At 40.9% G+C, this 22,292-nt stretch carries 23 protein-coding genes; 21 read left to right on the top strand and 2 right to left on the bottom strand.

What is annotated here, in order from left to right; all coding sequences use genetic code 11:
• Positions 1 to 3: 3 nt before the first annotated feature.
• The 13 genes from HZC45_05230 (at position 4) to tsaE (ending at position 13,748) form a co-directional block, all read left to right on the top strand.
• A complete protein-coding gene (locus tag HZC45_05230) occupies positions 4 to 1,425 on the top strand; it encodes a UDP-N-acetylmuramoyl-L-alanine--D-glutamate ligase (GenBank protein ID MBI5682552.1) in 1,422 nt (473 codons plus the stop codon).
• Positions 1,422 to 2,525, top strand: coding sequence for a putative lipid II flippase FtsW (gene ftsW, locus HZC45_05225; GenBank protein MBI5682551.1), 1,104 nt, complete (start codon positions 1,422 to 1,424; stop codon positions 2,523 to 2,525). Before HZC45_05230 ends, ftsW begins: the two co-directional genes overlap by 4 nt.
• A 2-nt stretch (positions 2,526 to 2,527) precedes the next feature.
• Positions 2,528 to 3,244 carry a UDP-N-acetylglucosamine--N-acetylmuramyl-(pentapeptide) pyrophosphoryl-undecaprenol N-acetylglucosamine transferase gene (locus tag HZC45_05220; GenBank protein ID MBI5682550.1) on the top strand — a complete coding sequence of 239 codons (717 nt, stop codon included), beginning with the start codon at positions 2,528 to 2,530 and terminating at the stop codon, positions 3,242 to 3,244.
• Position 3,245: 1 nt separating this feature from the next.
• Positions 3,246 to 3,605 carry a hypothetical protein gene (locus tag HZC45_05215; GenBank protein MBI5682549.1) on the top strand — a complete coding sequence of 120 codons (360 nt, stop codon included), beginning with the start codon at positions 3,246 to 3,248 and terminating at the stop codon, positions 3,603 to 3,605.
• On the top strand, positions 3,598 to 4,986 hold the full coding sequence (locus HZC45_05210) for a UDP-N-acetylmuramate--L-alanine ligase (GenBank protein MBI5682548.1): 1,389 nt from the start codon (positions 3,598 to 3,600) through the stop codon (positions 4,984 to 4,986). Before HZC45_05215 ends, HZC45_05210 begins: the two co-directional genes overlap by 8 nt.
• A 20-nt stretch (positions 4,987 to 5,006) precedes the next feature.
• A complete protein-coding gene (gene murB, locus HZC45_05205; protein ID MBI5682547.1) occupies positions 5,007 to 5,948 on the top strand; it encodes a UDP-N-acetylmuramate dehydrogenase in 942 nt (313 codons plus the stop codon).
• 61 nt (positions 5,949 to 6,009) lie between these two features.
• Positions 6,010 to 6,906 (top strand): D-alanine--D-alanine ligase, encoded by an 897-nt coding sequence (locus HZC45_05200; protein MBI5682546.1) that lies wholly within the window; start codon positions 6,010 to 6,012, stop codon positions 6,904 to 6,906.
• 78 nt (positions 6,907 to 6,984) lie between these two features.
• Positions 6,985 to 7,734, top strand: a complete 750-nt coding sequence (locus tag HZC45_05195) for an FtsQ-type POTRA domain-containing protein (protein ID MBI5682545.1) — start codon at positions 6,985 to 6,987, stop codon at positions 7,732 to 7,734.
• A 22-nt stretch (positions 7,735 to 7,756) separates the two neighbouring features.
• Entirely contained in the window at positions 7,757 to 8,989 is a 1,233-nt protein-coding gene (gene ftsA, locus HZC45_05190; GenBank protein ID MBI5682544.1) for a cell division protein FtsA, read from the top strand.
• Positions 8,990 to 9,081: 92 nt separating this feature from the next.
• Complete coding sequence (gene ftsZ, locus HZC45_05185) at positions 9,082 to 10,260, top strand: cell division protein FtsZ (protein ID MBI5682543.1); 1,179 nt, start codon at positions 9,082 to 9,084, stop codon at positions 10,258 to 10,260.
• 56 nt (positions 10,261 to 10,316) lie between these two features.
• A complete protein-coding gene (locus HZC45_05180; protein MBI5682542.1) occupies positions 10,317 to 11,567 on the top strand; it encodes a glutamate-5-semialdehyde dehydrogenase in 1,251 nt (416 codons plus the stop codon).
• Between the two features lie 161 nt (positions 11,568 to 11,728).
• Positions 11,729 to 13,249 carry an NAD(P)H-hydrate dehydratase gene (locus HZC45_05175; protein MBI5682541.1) on the top strand — a complete coding sequence of 507 codons (1,521 nt, stop codon included), beginning with the start codon at positions 11,729 to 11,731 and terminating at the stop codon, positions 13,247 to 13,249.
• Between the two features lie 61 nt (positions 13,250 to 13,310).
• The gene (gene tsaE, locus HZC45_05170; GenBank protein ID MBI5682540.1) at positions 13,311 to 13,748 is read left to right on the top strand and encodes a tRNA (adenosine(37)-N6)-threonylcarbamoyltransferase complex ATPase subunit type 1 TsaE; all 438 of its coding nucleotides are present in this window, start codon (positions 13,311 to 13,313) and stop codon (positions 13,746 to 13,748) included.
• A gap of 21 nt (positions 13,749 to 13,769) precedes the next feature.
• Here the strand turns inward: tsaE and thiD are convergent, their stop codons facing one another.
• Positions 13,770 to 14,519 carry a bifunctional hydroxymethylpyrimidine kinase/phosphomethylpyrimidine kinase gene (thiD, locus tag HZC45_05165; GenBank protein ID MBI5682539.1) on the bottom strand — a complete coding sequence of 250 codons (750 nt, stop codon included), beginning with the start codon at positions 14,517 to 14,519 and terminating at the stop codon, positions 13,770 to 13,772.
• Positions 14,516 to 15,121, bottom strand: a complete 606-nt coding sequence (gene thiE / locus HZC45_05160) for a thiamine phosphate synthase (protein MBI5682538.1) — start codon at positions 15,119 to 15,121, stop codon at positions 14,516 to 14,518. The genes thiD and thiE overlap by 4 nt, the downstream gene beginning before the upstream one ends.
• A 72-nt stretch (positions 15,122 to 15,193) precedes the next feature.
• On the opposite strand from thiE, the gene HZC45_05155 reads away from it, so the two are divergent.
• From HZC45_05155 to HZC45_05120, 8 genes are all read left to right on the top strand, one after another.
• Positions 15,194 to 16,579 carry a TldD/PmbA family protein gene (locus HZC45_05155; GenBank protein MBI5682537.1) on the top strand — a complete coding sequence of 462 codons (1,386 nt, stop codon included), beginning with the start codon at positions 15,194 to 15,196 and terminating at the stop codon, positions 16,577 to 16,579.
• A gap of 91 nt (positions 16,580 to 16,670) precedes the next feature.
• Positions 16,671 to 17,159, top strand: a complete 489-nt coding sequence (locus HZC45_05150; protein MBI5682536.1) for a YajQ family cyclic di-GMP-binding protein — start codon at positions 16,671 to 16,673, stop codon at positions 17,157 to 17,159.
• Between the two features lie 6 nt (positions 17,160 to 17,165).
• Complete coding sequence (locus HZC45_05145) at positions 17,166 to 18,455, top strand: glycoside hydrolase (GenBank protein MBI5682535.1); 1,290 nt, start codon at positions 17,166 to 17,168, stop codon at positions 18,453 to 18,455.
• 37 nt (positions 18,456 to 18,492) lie between these two features.
• Entirely contained in the window at positions 18,493 to 19,278 is a 786-nt protein-coding gene (locus tag HZC45_05140) for a hypothetical protein (protein MBI5682534.1), read from the top strand.
• Positions 19,279 to 19,530: 252 nt separating this feature from the next.
• Positions 19,531 to 19,836 (top strand): BrnT family toxin, encoded by a 306-nt coding sequence (locus tag HZC45_05135; GenBank protein ID MBI5682533.1) that lies wholly within the window; start codon positions 19,531 to 19,533, stop codon positions 19,834 to 19,836.
• Positions 19,814 to 20,083 carry a CopG family transcriptional regulator gene (locus HZC45_05130; protein ID MBI5682532.1) on the top strand — a complete coding sequence of 90 codons (270 nt, stop codon included), beginning with the start codon at positions 19,814 to 19,816 and terminating at the stop codon, positions 20,081 to 20,083. The genes HZC45_05135 and HZC45_05130 overlap by 23 nt, the downstream gene beginning before the upstream one ends.
• Before the next feature lie 273 nt (positions 20,084 to 20,356).
• Positions 20,357 to 21,418: a hypothetical protein gene (locus tag HZC45_05125; GenBank protein MBI5682531.1), complete on the top strand. Its 1,062-nt coding sequence runs from the start codon at positions 20,357 to 20,359 to the stop codon at positions 21,416 to 21,418.
• A gap of 113 nt (positions 21,419 to 21,531) precedes the next feature.
• Positions 21,532 to 22,292: hypothetical protein (locus tag HZC45_05120; GenBank protein MBI5682530.1), on the top strand; the 761-nt coding region annotated here is incomplete at its 3' end.

Raw genomic sequence — 22,292 nt, 5'->3', positions numbered from 1 at the left:
GTAATGCGAGAAAGGCGGGAAAGGCAGGAAAGGCAGGAAACCTTACATCGTTTCCCGCGTTACATCGTTTCTCGCATTAATCAGTTTGACCTGAAAGGCAAGCATGTCCTTGTTGTCGGTCTTGCATCTACAGGACTTTCTACCATAAGGTTCCTGAAGGAAAAGGGGGCAGTTGTTACTGTAACAGACTTAAAACCAATAGAAGACCTGCCTTATTCAGATGACATGGAAGGGGTAAAGGTTGCAGCAGGTAAACACCCGGCAGATATTTTTACAGAGGCAGACCTTATAATCTTAAGCCCGGGTGTGCCGTCAAGTATAGAACCTATACAGGGGGCAAGAAAGAAAGGTATTGAGGTTATAAGCGAGATTGAACTGGCATATAATTTTATAGACACCCCTATTATTGCTGTTACAGGAACAAATGGCAAAACTACAACCACAGCACTGCTGGGCAGGGTTTTGAGTGATGCAGGCAGAGATGTCTTTGTGGGCGGCAATATTGGTACTCCTCTGATTGACTATGCCATGGGAAAAGAAAGGTCTGATTATGTGGTAGCAGAGGTAAGCAGTTTTCAACTGGAGGGCATAAGACGGTTTAAGCCGTATATTTCTATACTTCTGAACATTACCGAGGACCATCTGGACAGATACGCAAATTTTAAGGAATATGCGGATGCAAAATTTAATATATTCAAAAATCAGGGGCAAGGGGATATTGCGGTTGTGAATATAGATGACCCGGTTATAAAATCTCAAATCTCAAATCTCAAATCTCAAATCCGTATCATCCCTTTCAGCAGCACCCATGTTCTGGAAGAGGGGGTTTATTATAAGGATAACAGGATTGTTTATTCTCTTGATGGCGCAAAAGAAATATATCCAACTGTCGGTTTCAAACTTAAGGGTATCCATAACATAGAAAACATAATGGCTGTAATAGCGGCAGCAAAAATGTGCGGTTTAAAGGATGATGAAGTAATCAAAATCATAAATGCCTTTGATGCCCTGCCGCACAGGGTAGAGTTTGCAAGAGAGATCAACGGTGTTTCCTATTACGATGATTCAAAAGGCACAAATATCGGCGCCTTGCAGAAGTGTCTGGAGGGGTTTAATGCGCCAATTGTCCTAATAGCAGGTGGTAAGGACAAAGGCGGCGACTACAGTGTGCTTAAAGATTTGATAAAGGAAAAGGTCAAACTCTTGATACTTATAGGAGAGGCAAGACAGAAGATGAAAAAGGCGCTGGGTGCCTGCACAGAGACTGTATTCGCCTTGTCAATGGAAGATGCTGTTAAAAAGGCACACAATACAGCAAAAAGCGGAGACATAGTCCTCCTTTCCCCTGCATGTTCAAGTTTTGATATGTTTAAGAGTTATGAGGAGAGAGGGGATGTCTTTAAAAAATTGGTAGAGGCGCTGTGATTAAGGCACGGGAAATAGACAAGTTATTGATAATTGCAACACTTCTGCTTCTTGCAGCCGGTTTTGTAATGATATATTCAACTACCTATATCATGGCAATTAAGAGATATGGAAACGAGTATCTGTTTGTAAGCAAACATCTGGTTTCATTGGTTATTGCATTTACTATATTTTACATAACAACACGGATTTCCTATCACACTTATAAAGGTCTTGTGTATCCGCTTCTCATAATCTCTACAGTTCTGCTCATATTGGTTCTTATTCCGGGAATCGGTTATATGGCTGGTGGTGCAAGAAGATGGCTTAAAATAGGCAACTGGACATTTCAACCCTCTGAACTTGCAAAATTATCAATTATTATATACCTTGCCTATTCCCTCTCCACAAAAAATGAAAAGATAAAAACCTTTAAAATAGGTTTCTTGCCTCACATCATCATACCGGGCATTATACTCTCTCTGATATATTTTGAGAAAGATTTTGGGGGTATGTTGTCCCTTGGCGCTATTGTGCTTGCCATGATGATTATCGCAGGGGTGCGGATAAGATATATAGCAGCCCTTTTGCCAATATTTGTTCTTATTATATATTACATTATCTTAAAGAAGGGTTATATAGTGGACAGAATAATGGTCTTTATTGATCCATGGAAGGACTTTCATGGCGATGGTTGGCAGATTATCCAGTCTTTTCTTGCATTTGGTGTTGGTGGTATATGGGGGGTTGGTCTGGGTGAGGGTAAGCAGAAACTATTTTATCTCCCTGAGGCACATACAGACTTTATATTTTCTGTTATTGGGGAGGAACTTGGACTTATTGGTGTTGGCATTGTAATCTCTTTATACATACTTTTTCTTATATCAGGCATAAAGATTTCTTTAATTGCATCTGACCTGTACGGCACCTATCTGGCAATAGGTGTGACACTTCTTGTCTCGCTTCAGGCAGTTGTGAATATGGCTGTTGTAACAGGGCTATTGCCAACAAAAGGGCTTGTCCTGCCGTTTATAAGTTATGGAGGCTCATCACTTGTCATCAATATGATAGGTGTGGGCATACTCTTAAATATCTACAAAAAAAGTCAGGAGAGTGTTTAATATTGAAAATTATACTAACTGGAGGCGGAACCGGAGGACATTTATTTCCAGCGATTGCACTGGCAGAAATCTTTAAGGAAAGGGATTCTGGAAATGAGATTACATTTATAGGGAGCAAGAAGGGTCTGGAGGCAAAGATACTCTACAAATATGGTTTCCATCTTGAGACATTAGATGTTGGAGGTGTGAAAGGAAAGGGATTATTAAATAGGGCGATTTCCATTTTAAAGGCACTTATGGGGATTTTTAAATCTATAAAGTTGATTAGAAGATATATGCCTGACCTTGTAGTAGGTGCAGGCGGGTATAGTGCCTTTCCAGTTGTAGCGGCTGCAAAGATTATGAAGGTTATGACAATAATCCTTGAACAAAATACCCTGCCGGGCATTACGAACAGATACCTTGGGAGGTTTGTTGACAGGGTATTTGTTGCATTTCCTGATGCAAAAAAATATTTTCCAAAGGGCAAGGTGGTAGTTTCAGGAAATCCTGTGAGGAAGGAAATACTAAAGGCGAAAGGCGAAAGGCGAAAGGCGAAAGGCGAAGGATTCACCATTCTGGTTTTTGGAGGCAGTCAAGGTGCAAAGGCAATAAACTCAATATTTCTTGAGTCGCTGGAATATCTTAAACATTGCTCAATAAATATCATCCACCAGACAGGTGAAGAGGATTATGAGAGGGTGAAAGAAACATACAATAAACTCAAAACTCAAAACTAATGTGTTTAATTTTATTGACGATATGGCAGATGCATACAAAATGGCAGACTTGATTATCTGTAGGAGCGGTGCAACAAGTATTGCAGAGATTACGGCGCTTGGCAAGGCATCGATCCTTATCCCGTATCCATTTGCTGCGGACAACCATCAGGAGGTTAATGCAAGGTATCTTGCAGACAGAGGCGCTGCTGTCATGTTCAAACAGGAAGAACTGGATGGGGCAAAACTTGCCCATGCATTGACTTCACTTTATGAAAATTTAGTAAAGATAAAAGAGATTGAGGAAAGGGCACACCAATTGGGAATGCCTGATGCGGCTAGTATTATTGTAGAAGATATTTATAGAGGGATGCATGTATAAAGGGAGGATTAAACATATACATTTTGTTGGGATAGGCGGAATAGGCATGAGCGGGATTGCAGAGGTGCTTCTAAACCTTGGATATAAGATTACAGGCTCAGATGCGAAAGAATCTTCTATAACAAAGCGGCTGGCATCTCTTGGTGCAGCAGTGCATATATCCCATAAGAAAGAGAATATAGATGGCGCTGATGTTGTGGTCTATTCCTCAGCAGTGAAAGAGGACAACCCTGAGATAAGGCATGCCCATGAAAGACTTTTGCCTGTTATTCCAAGGGCAGAGATGCTTGCAGAACTAATGCGGATGAAATACGGGATTTTGGTTGCAGGGACGCATGGGAAGACAACGACCACCTCAATCATTGCAACGATACTCAGTATCGCTGGCATGGATCCCACTGTTGTTATAGGCGGCAGGCTTAATAGTATGGCAACCAATGCAAAACTTGGAAGCGGGGAGTTCCTTGTTGCAGAGGCTGATGAAAGCGATGGGACATTTGTAAAACTATCTCCTGTAATTGCTGTCGTAACAAATATAGACAGGGAGCACATGGACCATTATAAAGATATGGACGAAGTCAAAGGTGCCTATCTCTCATTTATAAACAAGGTGCCGTTTTATGGTTTAAGTGTCTTGTGTCTTGACCATCCAAATGTGCAGTCTTTGATTCCAAAGGTGGAGAGGAGACATGTAACTTATGGGCTTTTTGCACAGGCAGACTATCATGCGAAAGGGATTTCATTTAATGGGATGGAAACATCCTTTGAAATATGGAACAGGGCAGATAAAATTGGCTGCGTTCTAACTCATACCCCTGGACTCCACAATGTATATAACTGCCTTGCTGCAGCCGCAGTTGCTATAGAACTCGGCTTGGATTTTGATGATATTAAAAATGGGCTTAAGGATTTTAGCGGCGTTGAACGGAGGTTTCAGATAAGAGGGACAGTGGATGATGTTATAGTTATTGATGATTATGGACACCATCCAGAGGAGATTAAGGCGACCCTTAAGGCAGCAAAGGACGGCTGGAATAAACGGGTTATCGCTGTGTTTCAGCCGCATCGCTACACACGAACAAAAGACCTATTTAATGAATTTCTCTCTGCATTTAATGATGCAGACATCCTCATACTCACTGATATATACCCTGCCGGAGAGGGCAAGGTTGAAGGTGTAACAGGTAAAGGTTTGTTTGAAGGAATCAAAGGGTATGGTCATAAAAATGTTGTGTATATACCTAATAAAAAGGATGTGCCTAATTATCTGGCAGATATGGTTAAGTCTGATGATATGATTATTACATTTGGTGCAGGTGATATATGGCAGATAGGGGATGAGATTTTAAAGAAGATTCAAGATGCAAGTTTCAAGGTTTAAGAGAGGAGGTAATTAACAGAGTGAAAGATAAGACTTGCAACTTGCAACCCCTGTTTACTGCTTACAGGGGCAGGCTTGCAACTTGCAACTTCAAAGGACGCATCCTCTTTGATGTCCTGATGAAAGAGTGGACATCCATGAAAATAGGCGGTCCTACGGATGTTATGGCGTTTCCTCTGGATGAAGATGACCTTCAGGAGATACTTAAGTTTGCATATGTAAAGGATTTCCCTGTTTTTTTACTTGGCGCTGGAACAAACCTTGTTGTCCGAGATGGCGGCATAAGGGGTGTTGTAATAAACCTCGCAGATGGATTTAAAGATTTATACTGGCAGGCTGATGACTATGTGGTCGCAGGTGCAGGGGTTAAACTTGCAAAGATTGTGAATGAATGTAGTAAAAGGGGACTTTCAGGGCTTGAATTTGCAGTCCAAATACCAGGAACCATTGGTGGGGTAGTGGCAATGAATGCAGGTGCATACGGCGCTGATGTAGGCAGTCTTGTGGCAGGGATTGATGTGACTGATACAAGAGGCAGTAAAATATTTATAAGAAGAGATGAACTGCATTTTTCATACAGGTCGTGCAGTCTTAAGCCGGATTATATAATTACAAGGGTTCATCTTAAATTTAAAAAAGGGGATGTATCTATAATAGAAAAACAAATGAACGAATTTATTAAAAGGAGGGAAAAGACCCAGTCTGTTCGCCTGCCGAATGCAGGCTCAATATTTAAAAACCCTGAAGGGCTTTGCGCAGGCAAACTCATAGATGAGGTTGGTTTAAAGGGTGCAAGGATAGGTGATGCAATGGTATCAGATGTCCACGCAAATTATATTGTAAATCTTGGGGATGCAAAGACAAAGGATGTGCTGTTACTTATAAATATTATTAAGGATAGGGTATTAAAGGAAAAAGGGGTATTGCTTGAGGAGGAGATAAAGATTGTCGGAGAGGAGTAAAAAAATTACGAATTACGAATTACGAATTACTAATTTAAAAAAACTTAAAATAGGGGTTTTGATGGGCGGGATGTCATCTGAAAGGGAGGTATCCCTCTGCTCAGGCATGGCTGTATATAAGGCGCTTAAGGGTAAAGGTTATAAAGTGGTTGCAGTGGATGCAGGCAGGGATACAGCAAAGGTAATTGAGAAAAAGAAGATTAAACTTGCATTTATCGCCCTACACGGCAAATATGGAGAAGACGGCACAATACAGGGGCTCCTTGAGATAATGGGGATACCATATACAGGGTCAGGTGTGCTTGCAAGTGGAGTGGCATTTGACAAGGCAGCAGCAAAGGAGATTTTTAGGTTTCATGGTATACCAACACCTGATTGGCAGGTTATAAGAAATTACGAATTAGGAATTAAGAATTACGAATTACGAACTACAAATTACAAATTTCCTCTTGTAGTAAAACCTGCAAGGCAGGGTTCAACAATAGGGCTTACTGTTGTAAAGGATAAAAAGGATTTGCAAAAGGCAATTAAAAAAGCCTTCAGGTTTGATAACAAGATTGTCCTGGAAAGGTTTATTCAGGGCAGGGAGGTTACTGTAGGGATATTAAGCGGAGAACCTTTGCCTGTAGTAGAGATAAAACCCAAAAAAGGTTTATATGACTATAGGTCAAAATATACAAAAGGGATGACAGATTACATCGCGCCTGCACCATTGGAGAAAGGGGTTGAATGCAGGGTAAAAGAGGCTGCCATTAATGCATACAATGCCCTTGGGTGCTGCGGCGCAGCAAGGGTTGATGTATGCCTTGACAAAAAAAATGACCCCTATGTTCTTGAACTTAACACAGTCCCTGGTCTAACAGAACTGAGTTTACTGCCAAAGGCAGCAAGGTGTGCAGGCATAGATTTTACAGAACTTATTGAGAGGATGCTTTTGGCTGTAAGGAATAAAGGTTAAAAAATGCCCATGTTATTTAAAAGACCAAAAAACTTTAGGAGGAAAGAACCATTATTCAAAAGAGTCAAAAAGACCTGTATGTCCAGAAGGTCTAAAAGGATATTTAAGGGCATAGCAGCAGTAATAGTAGTCATAGCAATATCTTTTTCAGGCAAAAGATTTTATGAGGAACTTTTAAACTCACCGCTGTTACGGATAAAAGAGATAGATATACAGGGCGTCAAAAGGATTTCCAGAGATGAGATTCTGGAACTGGCAGGCATTCGTATAGGGGATAATATCCTTGCTGCCAGTATAGATGACATGGCAGTAAATATCAGAAAGCATCCATGGATAAATACATTAAAGATAAAAAGAAGGATGCCTGACAAGTTGGTTGTGGAGATAAAGGAAAGGGTCCCTGCTGCATTTATAAATATGGATGAACTTTACCTGATAGATGAGAGCGGTTCTGTTTTTAAAAGGGCTTCTTTGGAGGATGACCTTGATTTGCCAGTCATAAATGCTGGGATTTCAAAAGACGGAGTGGAAGATAATGAAAAGGTATCATCACTTATAATTGACGCTGTCCTTTTAATAAAACTGCTGGATGATAGAGAGATATTTGGCACAGATGACATTTCAGAGATAAAGGTTGACCCTGTCTACGGCTTAACACTATATACAATGGACAGCGGTGTAAGGGTTGAAATGGGATTTGACAACTTCCAAAAAAAACTTGAAAGACTTGACAGGGTGTTAAAGGAACTAAACGGTACCATTAAGTATGTAAAGACAGTAGATATGAATTATGGGAAAAGGGTTGTTGTTAAGATGGCTAATAGTTGAATAAGAAAGGTGGTGATGACAGATGGGGAAAAAAGATAATCTTGTTGTTGGGCTGGATATAGGAACAACAAAAATATGCACCATTGTTGGTGAAATAAAGGAAGAAGGCATTGAGATTATATGCATAGGCAGCCATCCTTCCAGAGGACTTAGAAAGGGTGTTGTTGTGAATATTGAATCTACTGTCCAATCCATTAAAAAGGCTGTAGAAGAGGCTGAACTGATGGCAGGCTGCAGCATAAACACAGTTTATACAGGGATAGCAGGCGGACATATAAAAGGGTTTAACAGTCATGGTGTAATAGCAGTCAAGGACAAGGAGGTGACTAAACCTGATATAGACAGGGTCATAGACGCAGCCAAGGCAGTTGCAATACCGCCTGACAGAGAGGTAATTCACATACTCCCGCAGGAATATATAGTGGATGAGCAGGATGGCATCCTTGACCCCCTTGGCATGAGCGGTGTGAGGTTAGAGGTTAAAATCCATATAGTCACTGCTGCTGTTACATCAGCACAGAATATTATAAAGAGTGCAAACAAGGCAGGACTTGATGTTGCTGATATTATCCTCCAGCAAATCGCAAGCAGCGAGGCGGTTTTGGCCCCGGATGAGAAGGACCTGGGTGTTGCCCTTATAGATGTTGGTGGAGGCACAACAGATATTGCCATCTACCACAGCGGGACAATCAAACATACAGGGGTTATATCTCTTGGAGGAAATCAGGTTACCGGGGATATTGCAGTAGGTCTTCGCACCCCTATAAGTGAGGCAGAGAAGATTAAAAAGAAATACGGCTGTGCAATGACATCAATGGTTGGCAGGGATGAGATGATAGATGTTCCGAGTGTAGGCGGGAGGCAGGCAAGGACAGTATCAAGGCAAATATTATCAGAGATTATAGAACCAAGGATGGAGGAACTTTTTCAACTTGTATGTGCAGAGATAGGCAGTTCAGGTTATGACAACATGACAGCATCAGGCATTGTGCTTACAGGCGGAACTGCAAGTATGGACGGGATAGTTGAACTGGCAGAGCAGGTATTTAATATGCCTGTAAGGAGGGGATTGCCAACAGGGATCGGCGGGCTTGTGGATGTGGTAAGGAGTCCAATGTATTCAACAGGTGTCGGGCTTGTCCTATATGGAAATAGTCACCTGATGCCGCAAAAAAACAGATTTGGAAGGGGGGATAGGAATACATTTAATAAACTCATTGCAAGGATGAAGGGGTGGGTGAGGGAGTTTTTTTAAATAATTGAAAATTGCAAATTGAAGATTGGGAATTTTAAAATTTACAATTTCCATTTTACAATTCTCGCAAAGCGAGTAAAAAGGAGGTGCCTATGTTCCAATTAGAAGATAGTTTGCACAAAAGGGCGATTATAAAGGTTATAGGTATTGGCGGTGCAGGAGGAAATGCAGTAAATACCATGATAAATGAAAGGCTTGAGGGTGTTGAATTTGTAACTGCAAACACAGACTCACAGGCACTTTCAGTATCAAAGTCCCCTGTTAAGATTCAACTTGGCGTCCAGTTGACAAGGGGGCTTGGTGCAGGTGCAAGGCCTGAAATCGGTAAAAATGCCGCGATTGAGAGCAGGGACAGAATCAGAGAGGTTCTTGACGGCGCTGACATGATATTTATAACTGCTGGCATGGGTAAAGGCACAGGCACAGGCGGCGCACCTATAATTGCTGAGATTGCAAAAGAGATTGGCGCATTAACAGTTGCAGTTGTGACAAAGCCGTTTGTACACGAAGGCAGGCAAAGGGCAAGGTTTGCAGACGAGGGTATAAAGGAATTGAAAAATTATGTTGATACAGTTATCACAATCCCGAATGAAAGACTCTTTTCCATAGCAAATAAGAACACATCCCTTCAGGATGCCTTTAAAAAGGCTGATGAGGTGCTGTTTCAGGCTGTAAAAGGGATATCAGATGTCATAACAATCCATGGTCTTATGAATGTTGATTTTGCAGATGTAAAGACAATCATGGCAGAAATGGGGCTTGCACTTATGGGCTCAGGCACTCACAGCGGCGAGAACAGGGCTGTTGAGGCAGCAACAAAGGCAATATCCAGTCCGCTCCTTGAAAATATATCCATAAATGGTGCAATGGGTGTGCTTATAAATATCACAGGTTCTTCTGATATGGCTTTGCATGAGATTAAAGAGGCATCTTCCCTTATTCATGAGGAGGCACACGAGGATGCAAATATTATCTGCGGCGCTGTAATAGATGAAAATATGGGTGATGAGATAAGGGTTACAGTGATTGCAACAGGTTTTGGCAGGGAAGAATGCATAAGAGAGCATTCAAAAAAAACACTACCTACGAAACCAAAAATGAAAACAGAGCTGGAAACGCCGATAATCAGTATAACTAAAAAACCTGAAACAGAAAAAAGTTATAAGCCTTTTAATTTGGAAGGCGTAAGGCAGACGAGGATGAGCAGCCTTAATTCAGCAGGTGATGATATTCTTGATATGCCTACATTTTTGAGGAGGCAGGCGGATTAAAGACTTTGAGTTACAGTAACTCAAGGCTTTAGCCTTGAAAACCTTTTTGTAAGACTATGGAATCTATAATATTACAAATAGCAAAAGATAGCCGCTCTGCCTCTTTTGAATTAGCCAATCTCAATACAGGCATTAAAAATAATGCCCTTTTAAGAATGGCGGATGAACTCCTTATAAATGCAGATGCCATAAAGGAGGCAAACACAAAAGATGTGGCATTAGCAAAGGGAAAGGGTCTGTCTGCGGCAATGATTGACAGACTCACAATCACTGACAAGGTCTTAAATGCTATGTCAGACGGTGTAAGGGAGGTTGCAGGACTCCCTGACCCTGTTGGTGAGATTACGCGGATGTGGAAAAGACCGAATGGTCTGGTTGTCGGCAAGATGCGGATTCCCTTGGGCGTTATAGGTATTATCTATGAGGCAAGGCCTAATGTTACTGCTGATGCAGCAGCATTATGTCTCAAGTCAGGGAATGCAGTAATCTTAAGGGGAGGCAGTGAGGCGATAAATTCAAACCTTGCCATAGCAAAGGTTCTTAAGGATGCATGCAGGAAAGAGGGCGTCAATGATACATGCATACAGGTCGTGCCTGTGGTAGAAAGAGAAGCGGTTCTTGAAATGCTGAAACTTGAAGAATATATTGACCTGATTATACCAAGGGGCGGTGAGGGGCTTATACGGTTTGTGGTTGAAAATTCCAAAATCCCTGTTATCAAGCATTATAAAGGTGTGTGCCATATATTTGTGGACGAGTCTAGTGATACGGATATGGCTTACCGGATTTGTTTCAATGCTAAGGTGCAAAGACCCGGTGTATGTAATGCAATGGAGACACTCCTTGTGCATAAAAATATTGCTGAAAGATTTCTACCAGAGATGGGAAAGAGATATGCTGAAGCAGGTGTTGAGATACGGGGATGCGAAGAGACAAGAAAGATTATACCTTATGCAAAAGAGGCTAAAGAAGAAGACTGGCATGCAGAGTATCTTGACCTAATTCTGGCAATAAAGGTTGTAGATGATATTGATGAGGCAATAAGGCATATTAGAAAATATGGCTCTTTGCATACAGAGTCCATAATCACAAAGGATTACAGGAACAGCCAGAGGTTTTTAAAAGAGGTAAATTCATCCACAGTCCTTGTCAATGCCTCAACAAGATTTTCTGATGGATTTCAATTAGGTCTTGGCGCAGAGATAGGCATATCAACGACCAAGATTCATGCCTTTGGACCTATGGGTCTTGAAGAACTCACCACACAGAAGTTCATAATATATGGTGATGGTCAGATAAGGGAATAGGGAGTATAGCACGGTTTACGCTACCATCACTCACTGCCCAAGATAATCTCAAGAGGCACCCCTCTTATTTTCAAATTACAGAACAAATAACTGCAAAGGGATTGCAAACATACATGCACTGTGATATTTTTGCTTGCATGAAGGTTGCGGATGCAAGAACAGTGAGATTACTTGACGAGACCGCTATTAAAAGGTACGGCATCCCCGGCATTGTGCTGATGGAAAATGCAGGGAGAGGGGCTGCTGAAATTATCTTAAGAAGGTATGGCGGCAATATGCAGAAGGTCAGCATATTTGCAGGCAAGGGCAATAATGGCGGGGATGGTTTTGTAATTGCAAGACACTTGAGCGGCGGCGCAGAGATAACCGTATATCTTATAGGAGAGGAGTCTCAAGTTAAAGGTGATGCAAAGACAAATCTTGAAATCTGGGAAAAAATGGACGGCAGGATTTATGCAGTCAAAACAGCAGATGACATTAAAAAACATGCCTCTCAGATAAGGCACAGCCATCTGCTCGTTGATGCAATCTTTGGCACAGGTCTTGAAAATGCTATAACGGGTATCCATAGAAAGGTCATAGAGTTTATAAATTCTATTGGCAAACCAGTTGCTGCTATAGATGTGCCAACAGGTCTTGACGCATCAACAGGCAATGTGCTTGGGGCATGTGTCAAGGCAGATATAACTATTACTATGACGCTTCCAAAACTTGGTCTATTTATATATCCCGGCGCTGCTCATGCAGGAGAAGTGGAAATAGTTGATATTGGCATACCTAAAAAACTCATTGATGAAGCAGGCATTAAATATGAAACCATTGCTCCTGATTTTATAAAAGGTGTTTTAAAGAAAAGACCTGAAAACTCTCACAAAGGGAGTTTCGGTCACCTCCTTGTTCTGGCAGGTTCTGTTGGCAAAACAGGGGCAGCAGCAATGACTTGTTTGGGTGCCATGAGGGTTGGAACAGGGCTTGTTACACTCGGAATACCCAAAAGCCTTAATAATATTATGGAGAAAAAACTCACAGAGGTTATGACAGAGCCCCTTCCTGAAACAAAGGCAAAGACAATGGGTAGTATGTCGTTTGACAAAATCAAGGCGCTATCTTTAGATAAAGAGGCGATTGCAATAGGTCCGGGTCTTACTACTAATTCAGATATAAAGGAACTTGTCATAAAACTTGTTCAGAAAATTAAGATACCTATGGTCATTGATGCTGATGGGGTAAATGTGTTAAGGGGAGTTTTGGATATATTGAAGGATGCAAATGCACCAATCGTTTTAACTCCACACCCGGGAGAGATGGCAAAGTTACTAGGTATATCTGCAAGGGATGTCCAGTCTGACAGAATAAACATTGCATCAAAGGCTGCAACTAAAAATAATGTTATTGTTGTATTAAAGGGTGCAAGGACTCTAATTGCAGAGCCATCTGGCAGGGTCTATATAAATATGACAGGGAATTCCGGTATGGCAACAGCAGGCACAGGAGATGTTTTAACAGGGATAATTGCAGGTTTTATTGCGCAGGGTTATTCATCTATAGATGCAGCAAGACTTGGTGTGTATCTGCATGGACTTGCAGGTGATTGTGTTACAGAAAAAATCGGCAAGATTGGAATGCTCGCAACAGACCTTTTGAAGAGCCTGCCAAATGTTTTAAATGAATATCAAGGCTAAAGCCTTGAGTTACAGACTTGCACAGGGTTTGTAACTCAAACCTTCAGGTTTGAGATATATCGTGAAACTAGAAATCTTTAACACAAACTCTCAAGAAGAAACAAGGAAACTTGGCAAAAAGATTGGCGCTAAACTTAAAGCAGGTGATGTTATTGCCCTTATCGGAGACCTTGGCTCTGGCAAGACAACATTTGTTCAAGGGCTTGCCAAAGGGCTTGGTGTAAATGAACTTGTCAAAAGCCCGTCTTTTACAATAGTAAATGAATATAAGGGGAGGATGCCTTTATATCATATTGACATTTACAGGCTAGGCAGTGTTAGTGAACTGACCGAAGCAGGCATAGAGGATTTTTTTTATACAGATGTAGTAACAGTTGTTGAGTGGGCAGAAAAGGGATTGCCTCTTTTACCGCCAGAATATATTCTTATAAAATTTTATTATACAGGCGAGAATTCAAGACAGATAGAAATCACAAAAGCGGTAAGCGGTGAGCAGTAAACAGTAAGCGGTAACTACTTACTATATTTGAATTAGCATCCTTGTAACATGCCTTTTTGCTTTTTTAATCGCAGACTGCATATCCAGCCCATTTGCAAGCCCTGCTGCAATGCCTGCTGACAGAATGCACCCTGTGCCGTGCAAGTCTTTTTGAACCCTTCTTGTTTTAAACAATTTAAATTCCTCGCCATCATATAGCACATCATTTGAAATTTGGGATTTGGAATTTGAAATTTTATGGAGGTGTCCTCCCTTAACAAGCACAGCCTTACAACCAAGTCTTTTAATCCTCTCTGCCGCAGAATGCATTTCATCAATGCCATTAATTTTTATCCCAGAAAGTATATGCGCCTCAAAGAGATTTGGCGTAACAATGTCTGCAAGAGGGATTAGTTCGCTTTTCAATCTTGCAACCCCTTTTTTTTCAAGGAGCGGATAACCGCTTGTTGAGACAAATACAGGGTCAACAACAATGTTTTTCTGCTGCCTTCTTTTTAAAAATCCAACAACAACCTTAACTATCCCCTCTGCTGCAAGCATGCCTGTCTTCAAGCCGTCTATTTTATATTCTTCAACAAGTACACCAATCTGTCTTTTGACAAATCGGGCAGGAATAGGAAAAACTGCATTTACCTTTTTTGAATTTTGCGCAGTGAGGGCGGTTATTGCAGAAAGACCATTGCACTTAAAATCCGAGAATACCCTTAAATCTCTCTGGATACCTGCCCCGCCTGATGGGTCAGAACCTGCTATGGTTAATACCGTGCTCATAAACTAATAAATCTTTTAACCCTGTCTTTTATATCATCTGATTTTAAAATATCTGAAATTACCGCAGCAGAGTCTGCCCCTGCCCTATATACATCCTGTGCGTTTTCTAAAGTTATGCCGCCGATTGCAGCAATGGGGCTATTTACTTTTGTCCTTATTTTTTTAAGTTCAAGAATACCCTTTGGCTCTTGCGCATCCTTTTTTGTCTTGGTAGTAAATATCGGTCCGAATGAAATATAATCAGCGCCTCTCGTCTGTGCATCTTTAGCCTCGTCCTCATTGTGCGTTGAAATGCCGATGATTTTCTCATCTCCCAAGAGCCTTCTTGCCTCTTCTATCGGCAAATCTCCCTGCCCAAGATGAACCCCGTCTGCACCAACAAGCACAGCAATATCAACCCTGTCGTTTATAATAAATGCTGCGTTGTTTTTTTTTGCAATTGGTCTTATTATATTTGCAGTGTCAACAAACTTTCGTGTGGAAATGTCTTTTCCTCTTAATTGTATGAGCCTTGCACCTGCTTGAATAATAGTTCTTGTAATGTCATCTATTCTTGAAAGCAAAACTTGAGATGTATCTATAATTGGATAGAACTTTGGCATCTGTTTTGGCATGGAAATATATTACAATGTATGCTAAAAAAAAACAATAGACTTGGAGGTATCGGAATGGAACTGATTAAGGGTATTGACCCGTTTGAAATCCTGAAAACTGCACTCAAAAAAGGCGGAGACTTTGCTGATATATACTTTGAAGAGACTGTAAATACATCAATTGTCTGCGAAGAAGACAGGATTGAAAAGGTTATATCTGGCAGGGATGTCGGCTGCGGAATAAGGGTTATATTTGATTATAAAACCGCATACGGATATACAAATGACATTTCACAGAAAGGGCTGATTACCCTTGCTGAAACTGTAAATCAGGCAGTTAAAAAAGGAGAGACAGAAAGGGATATTGCACTCACTCATAAAAATATTTCAGCAGGGTTTTTTATAAAGATACCTCCTCATAGTATCCCCCTTTTAGAGAAGGTTGAGATTGTAAACAGGGCAAACATGGCAGCGAGGCGGACAGATAAAAGGGTCCAACAGGTTAAGGTTGTATATGGTGATGGAGCAAGAAGGATGGCTGTTATAAATAGTGAAGGTGCATGGGCAGAGGAAGATAAAACAAGCATACTCTTTTTTGTGAATGTTGTTGCTGTGGAGGGTGATGTCCTTCAAACAGGTTATGAACCTGTTGGCGGCTGCATGGGTATAGAGATATTAGAAGATATGCCGCCTGAACAGATTGCCGAAACAGCGGCACGAAGGGCAATTATCTTGTTAAATTCAAGAATGGCGACTGGCGGCAAGATGCCTGTAATATTATCAAGCAGTGCAGGCGGCACAATGATTCATGAGGCAATAGGACATGGACTGGAGGCTGATTTATCACAGCAGTGCCTTTCAGTCTATTCAAATAAGATTGGCGAACAGGTTGCATCCCCTCTTATAACTGTAATAGATGATGCGACAATCCCAAATAAACGGGGTTCATTCTTTTTTGATGATGAGGGCACAAAGGGGCAGAAGACTGTGCTTGTTGAAAATGGTATTCTTAAAGGTTATATGTATGATAGACTTACTGCAATGAAGGATGGGAAAAGGTCTACAGGCAACGGCAGACGGGAATCTTACCTTCATAGACCGATACCAAGGATGACAAATACCCTGATTGCACCGGGTAAAACAGGCCCGCAGGAGATAATCGCATCTCTTGAAAAGGGGCTTCTGGTAAAAAAGATGGGAGGGGGGCAGGTTAATACGGTAAATGGTGATTTTGTGTTTGAGGTTACAGAGGGGTATCTCATAGAAAATGGTAAAATATCAGAGCCTGTGAGAGGCGCCACATTAGCAGGGAATGGCCCAAAGGTTCTGAAAGATATTGATATGGTGGGCAGTGATTTAGGTTTTGGTATTGGCACATGCGGTAAGGATGCTCAGGGTGTGCCTGTTTCAGATGCCCAGCCAACACTGCGCATACCAGAGATAGTTGTTGGAGGAGATGTGAGATAGATTTTATCAACATAGAAGAAAATGCAAAATAGCGAGGTTTTTAATCGCTATTTTACGGAATAGCATTTTCTGACAATCAGGAGGAGATGATATGCCGTCTTTTGATATTGTTTCAAAGGTAGACACACAGGAGGTTGACAATGCGGTTCATCAGGCTGTAAAGGAAATCAGCCAGAGGTATGATTTTAAAGGTTCAAAGAGTGAGATAAGGTGGGAGAAGAAAGGGGAGATAATAGTTATAGGTGACGATGACTATAAACTGATGGCAGTTATAGATGTTCTGCAAGGGAAGATGGTGAAAAGGGGTGTTTCTTTAAAGGCACTGGAATATGGAAAGATTGAAGATGCATCAGGCGGTTTAAAGAGACAGGTGATAAAAATCAGACAGGGCATACCAACTGAAAAGGCAAAGGAAATCGTTAAGATTATAAAAGACGGTGACATAAAGGTTCAGCCGCAGATTCAGGATGAACAGGTAAGGGTAACAGGAAAGAAAAGGGATGACCTTCAGGCAGTTATCCAGATGTTAAAGGCAAAGGATATGGAGATAAATCTGCAGTTTGTAAATATGAGAGATTGATAGATCATGAAAGACAACTCACCCATTCATGTGGCATTTCTCTGGCATATGCACCAGCCGTTATATAAAGACCCTGTAGATGGCAGGTATCCCCTGCCGTGGGTCAGACTGCATGGGACAAAGGATTATTATGATATGGTGCATATACTTGAAAGGTATCCCAGTATCCACCAGACAGTCAATATTGTGCCGTCCCTTTTAGAGCAGCTCATAGACTACACAGAAGGCAGGGCAAAGGATAGATTTCTGGATGTTACAACAAAACCTGCGGATATATTGACTTTGGATGACAAGAGATTTCTCTTAGATAAGTTTTTCTTTGCCAACTGGGAGAATATGATAATGCCGTTTCCAAGATACTGGGAATTGCTTAAAAAAAGGGGGCTGCATTCATACAATGGCAATTTCTCTGAAGCCATACGCTACTATGCTGTGCAGGACTTTCTGGACCTGCAGGTTCTTTTCAATCTTGCGTGGATAGACCCTTTACTTCGTGATGACGATGACTTTCTTAAAGGACTTGAAAAAAAAGGGCAGTATTTTACAGAAGATGAAAAATCAAGGCTTATAGAAAAGCAGTATGATATTTTAAAAATCATAATCCATGAATACAGGAAAATGCAGGACTTGGGTATTATTGAACTGTCAACCTCTCCGTACTATCATCCGATACTGCCGCTTTTATGCGATACTGACTCTGCCAGAGATGCAATGCCGTGGGTGGTTTTGCCAAATTCAAGATTCGTCCACCCTGAAGATGCAATGGAGCAGATAGCAAAGGGCATTAGATACCATGAAAATGTCTTTGGCAAGAAGCCTGCTGGTATGTGGCCTCCAGAAGGGGGTGTAAGTGAAGATGCAGTATCTTTAATAGCAAGACATGGTATTAACTGGATTGCAACTGATGAGAGGATACTGGAGCAGTCTTTAGGCAAACATATAAGGAGGGATGATAACAACAGATGTCTTGACCCGCATATATTGTATAAACCATATAAGATGCTGAAGGGTGGTAATGAGATTGCGATGGTCTTCAGGGACCGCATACTTTCTGACTTAATCGGGTTTGTTTATTCAAAATGGGATGCAGGAAAGGCTGCAGATGACCTTGTTGAAAGGTTGTTATACATCAGGGAATCCCTTGGCAGCGAGATAGAGGGTCATCTTGTCACAATAGTTCTGGATGGTGAAAATGCATGGGAATATTATAAAAATGATGGGAATGATTTTTTAAATGCCCTGTATTCAAAAATAAGCAGTAATAATTTGATAAAGTGTGTGACGATAGGCGAATGAACTGGTTCTGTTTGAAAATAACTTAAAAAAGGGCGGTATGGAATTAAGTGAAGATAGTATCTCAAAACTTAAAGAGGCATGGGAGGAGATATATACAGCGGAGGGGAGCGACTGGTTCTGGTGGTATGGGGAAGAACACTCATCAATGAATGACATTGAATTTGATGAACTGTTCAGGAAGCATCTTAAAAAACTTTATATGCTCATAGGTAAAGAGCCGCCGACAAATCTTGATATTCCGATTATCTCAGAAGAAAGGGTTTGTGAACCTGCTGCGAGACCGACATCTTTTATAATGCCTGTTATTGACGGTGAGATAACCGATTATTTTGAGTGGCTTTCTTCAGGTAAGATAGATATCGGATGGGGTGGAAGCGCCATGCACATGGAAAAAGATACTAGCAGCATACTAAGTTCCATAAACTACGGCTTTAATCTTGACTGCCTCTTTTTCAGATTTGATTTCATAAGCGGGATTATGCCTTCTGATATAAGATGGGGTTTTGCAATAAACATTTTTTCCACAGAAAACTCTAAGGTAGAGGCACAGATAAATGGACCCTCTATTGAATGGGCATACATATTTGAAAAGTATAGGGATGGGCAGTGGACTAAAAAAGCAGAGATTAAAGAGATAGCAGTGAAGGATGTTGTGGAGATTGCTGTGCCGTTTAATGCACTTGGTCTTAAAACGAATGATGAAATCAGATTTTTTATCACAATAGTCAAAGACGAAATCTCTCTGGAGAGGTGGCCAAAGAGGGGGTATATAGCAGAGCATGTCCCTGATGCGGATTTTGACCTGTATAACTGGCGGGTGTAACTTATTCTTCGTCTTTCGTATTTTAGTTTATATGTTGGGTTGAGCAGCGCGAAACCCAACGGTTTATTGCAGAATAGATTGGGTTGATAAAACCAACCCAACCTACTTCACTCACCCCTTCCTGACATTTCAACTTTTTTACCCCGCACCCAAAAGGCCGCCCTGTGGGCGGGGTGCGGGGTTTACGAATGAACCCTTATTTTCATAATAAGTAAATGTTGAAAATCTGGACAAAATATGTATAATAACACCATGAAGTTTGAATGGGATTCCGACAAGAGCAGTTCAAACAAATCTACACACGGCATCGACTTTGATACGGCAAAAGAGTTGTGGCTGGATGAAAACCGCATTGAAATCCATGCGCCACATCCCGTAGAAGACAGATGGATCGTGATCAGCAAGCTCCAAAAGAAGATATGGATCGTGATCGGCAAGCTCCAAAAGAAGATATGGATCGCAATTTACACCAACCGCAATGAAGCAATCCGTATCATTTCGGTCAGACGGGCAAACAAAAAGGAGGTAGAACTATATGAAAACGAAAAAAACGGCTAAAAGCAGCGCTGAATTTGATCGCCGCTTTGACTCCAGTGAAGATATCCATGACATTATTGACATGTCTAAGGCAAAGCTTATACGTCATGGGAAAAAGGTGCGACTTACACTGGATGTTGCGGAATCACTGGTTAACGACATTGACACAATCCGTGAAGCGATCGGTGTTGATCGCGGGGCGTTGATAAAGGTTTGTCTGCATGAGAGGGTAAAGCAGGAAAAATCTGCACATGATGAGCAGATATAAGCGGGAAGCTCAGCCGTTTTGGCTTGGTTTGTAGGTTGTAGGTTGGGTTGAGCAGCGCTAAATCCAATGGTTTATTGCAAAGGTTGGGTTGATAAAACTAACCCAACCTACTTCACTCACCCCTTCCTGACATTTCAACTTTTTTACCCCGCACCCAAAAGGCCCCGCCCTGTGGGCGGGGTGCGGGGTTTACGAATGAACCCTTATTTTTATTTATTCGTTCGACTTGAGAGGATTTTTGATTAGAACGCATTTATAAGGAGGACACAATCTATGGAAAATGAATCAATCTTTGAGAAGTTTACAAATAAATACCAGATTTCCAAAACGCTGAGGTTTGAACTGAAACCTATCGGAAAAGATGGGAAACCACTTGCAGCAGAAGATGCGGCAAGATTGCTTGGAAATATCCTTGAAAACGACAGGAAAATAAAAGATGCGTACATAGCCCTGAAACCTGTTATGGACCATATACACGAGCAGGTAATCAACAGAAGCTTGACTTCTGATGAAGCTAAACAAATCGATTTCTCTAAATATTTTGAGAAATACAAACTGAAGAAGGAAAAAGAAAATACGATTACTTCAGAAGAAAAATCGCTTCGGGAAGCCGTTGTTAAAACCTTCGATGTTGGAACACAACCTTTAAAAGAAAAGGCGGGAGAAGACAATAAGGGAAAACCAGTTTTAAAAAAAGAGGGCGTCAAATGTTTGACCGAAGCAGGAATATTGAAGTATATCAAAAACAATATTAGGAAGTTAACAGATGATGAGAACGAGAGAAAGGAATTAGAAACGCACTTAAAAACATTTGAAAAATTCTTCACCTATTTCTCCGGTTACAACCAAAACAGGGAAAATTACTATAAAAAAGAAGAAAAAGCGACTGCTGTTGCTACGCGGATTATACACGATAACTTACCCAAGTTTTGTGATAACTGCATTCAGTTTTTGGAGGGGAAAGTTCAAAAGAAAAAGAAGAAATCACAGGATAATGCGAAAGTAACTTTTTCACGAAAAGACGAGTACCTGAATGCCTACCAATATTTGAAAGATGCCAACAGAACAACACATATAAAGGATGCCGAAACAAATAAAATGATAGAAGCATCTCCCATTGAGGAGAAGATGTTTGAAATTGCCAGATTTTCAGAGTGTTTGTCGCAATCGGGAATAGAGGAATACAATCGGATTATCGGGCATTATAACTTACTTATTAACCTGTACAATCAGGCACGAAGGGTTGAAAAGGATTTCAGAAAACTTCTGCCTTTCAAGACGCTGTATAAACAAAGGAGGATGTACAAACCATTTACAGGTTCATTGACTGGCTGAAACAAACCGAAGAGTGGGACGACATTTATTGGTCGAAAGCTGCCGTAGATAGAGTTTCCGATAAGTATTTTGCCAACTGGCACGATATAAAAGACCGAATACAAAATGGCTTGTTGAGCAAAGACAAAAATTTAAAGGAAGTATGTGAAACTATTGCATCATACAATAAAAAACGCGAAGAGCAATTCAAAATCAATGATGCTGTGGAGTTGTCGGGCTTGTTTGAAGTACTAAATCAGGAAAAGGGCAATGGTTGGAGTGAAATCCTTTTCAAGAAATCTGTTCTGGAAGATCACCAATCGCTGATCGATGAAACCCTTACCCCAAGCCAAAACCTTATCAACCTGCTTTGTGCCGATATGGAAGATCTGGCAAAAGATTTTTGCAGTAAATCGGCAGACATACTGAAAATAAACGACTACAAAAATGAGGATAACATATTAAAGATAAAGGCGTGGCTTGATACGGCAAAATCGCTTATTTGGCTTGTTAAATATTTTCAGGTAAAAGAAAGTAAAGTGAAAGGCAACCCCATTAATTCTGAGCTTTCCAATATGCTTACCGCTCTTTTATATTCTGATGATGCTAAATGGTTCGATTGGTATGATGCTGTTAGAAACTATCTGACCAAAAAACCGCAGGACGATGCAAAGAAAAATAAGCTAAAGCTGAATTTTGAAAATCCCATTTTGCTTGGTGGCTGGAGCGATGGGCAAGAAAAAAATAAAGGTTCTGTATTGCTAAAAAATAACAATAAGTACTATGTAGGAATACTGATGGAACGGGATGTTTTTGATACTGCTGAGAATAAAAATCCCATTTATAATGCTGCGGACAAAAGCATCGGACGATTGATATTAAAAAACTTGGCGTT

This window comes from Deltaproteobacteria bacterium, assembly GCA_016223005.1.
Classification (GTDB): domain Bacteria; phylum Desulfobacterota; class GWC2-55-46; order UBA9637; family GWC2-42-11; genus JACRPW01.
The sequence above is the reverse complement of the archived record's forward strand: the minus strand, read 5'-3'. Positions and strand labels throughout refer to the sequence as shown.

What these genes read in the sequence shown, in the direction of transcription:
- HZC45_05230 (MBI5682552.1), top strand. Translation starts at nt 4, where the DNA reads ATGCGAGAAAGGCGGGAAAGGCAGGAAAGGCAGGAAACCTTACATCGT.
- HZC45_05210 (MBI5682548.1), top strand. Translation starts at nt 3,598, where the DNA reads ATGTATAAAGGGAGGATTAAACATATACATTTTGTTGGGATAGGCGGA.
- HZC45_05200 (MBI5682546.1), top strand. Translation starts at nt 6,010, where the DNA reads ATGGGCGGGATGTCATCTGAAAGGGAGGTATCCCTCTGCTCAGGCATG.
- HZC45_05195 (MBI5682545.1), top strand. Translation starts at nt 6,985, where the DNA reads ATGTCCAGAAGGTCTAAAAGGATATTTAAGGGCATAGCAGCAGTAATA.
- ftsA (MBI5682544.1), top strand. Translation starts at nt 7,757, where the DNA reads ATGGGGAAAAAAGATAATCTTGTTGTTGGGCTGGATATAGGAACAACA.
- ftsZ (MBI5682543.1), top strand. Translation starts at nt 9,082, where the DNA reads ATGTTCCAATTAGAAGATAGTTTGCACAAAAGGGCGATTATAAAGGTT.
- HZC45_05180 (MBI5682542.1), top strand. Translation starts at nt 10,317, where the DNA reads ATGGAATCTATAATATTACAAATAGCAAAAGATAGCCGCTCTGCCTCT.
- thiD (MBI5682539.1), bottom strand. Translation starts at nt 14,519, where the DNA reads ATGAGCACGGTATTAACCATAGCAGGTTCTGACCCATCAGGCGGGGCA.
- thiE (MBI5682538.1), bottom strand. Translation starts at nt 15,121, where the DNA reads ATGCCAAAGTTCTATCCAATTATAGATACATCTCAAGTTTTGCTTTCA.
- HZC45_05150 (MBI5682536.1), top strand. Translation starts at nt 16,671, where the DNA reads ATGCCGTCTTTTGATATTGTTTCAAAGGTAGACACACAGGAGGTTGAC.
- HZC45_05145 (MBI5682535.1), top strand. Translation starts at nt 17,166, where the DNA reads ATGAAAGACAACTCACCCATTCATGTGGCATTTCTCTGGCATATGCAC.
- HZC45_05140 (MBI5682534.1), top strand. Translation starts at nt 18,493, where the DNA reads ATGGAATTAAGTGAAGATAGTATCTCAAAACTTAAAGAGGCATGGGAG.
- HZC45_05135 (MBI5682533.1), top strand. Translation starts at nt 19,531, where the DNA reads ATGAAGTTTGAATGGGATTCCGACAAGAGCAGTTCAAACAAATCTACA.
- HZC45_05130 (MBI5682532.1), top strand. Translation starts at nt 19,814, where the DNA reads ATGAAAACGAAAAAAACGGCTAAAAGCAGCGCTGAATTTGATCGCCGC.
- HZC45_05125 (MBI5682531.1), top strand. Translation starts at nt 20,357, where the DNA reads ATGGAAAATGAATCAATCTTTGAGAAGTTTACAAATAAATACCAGATT.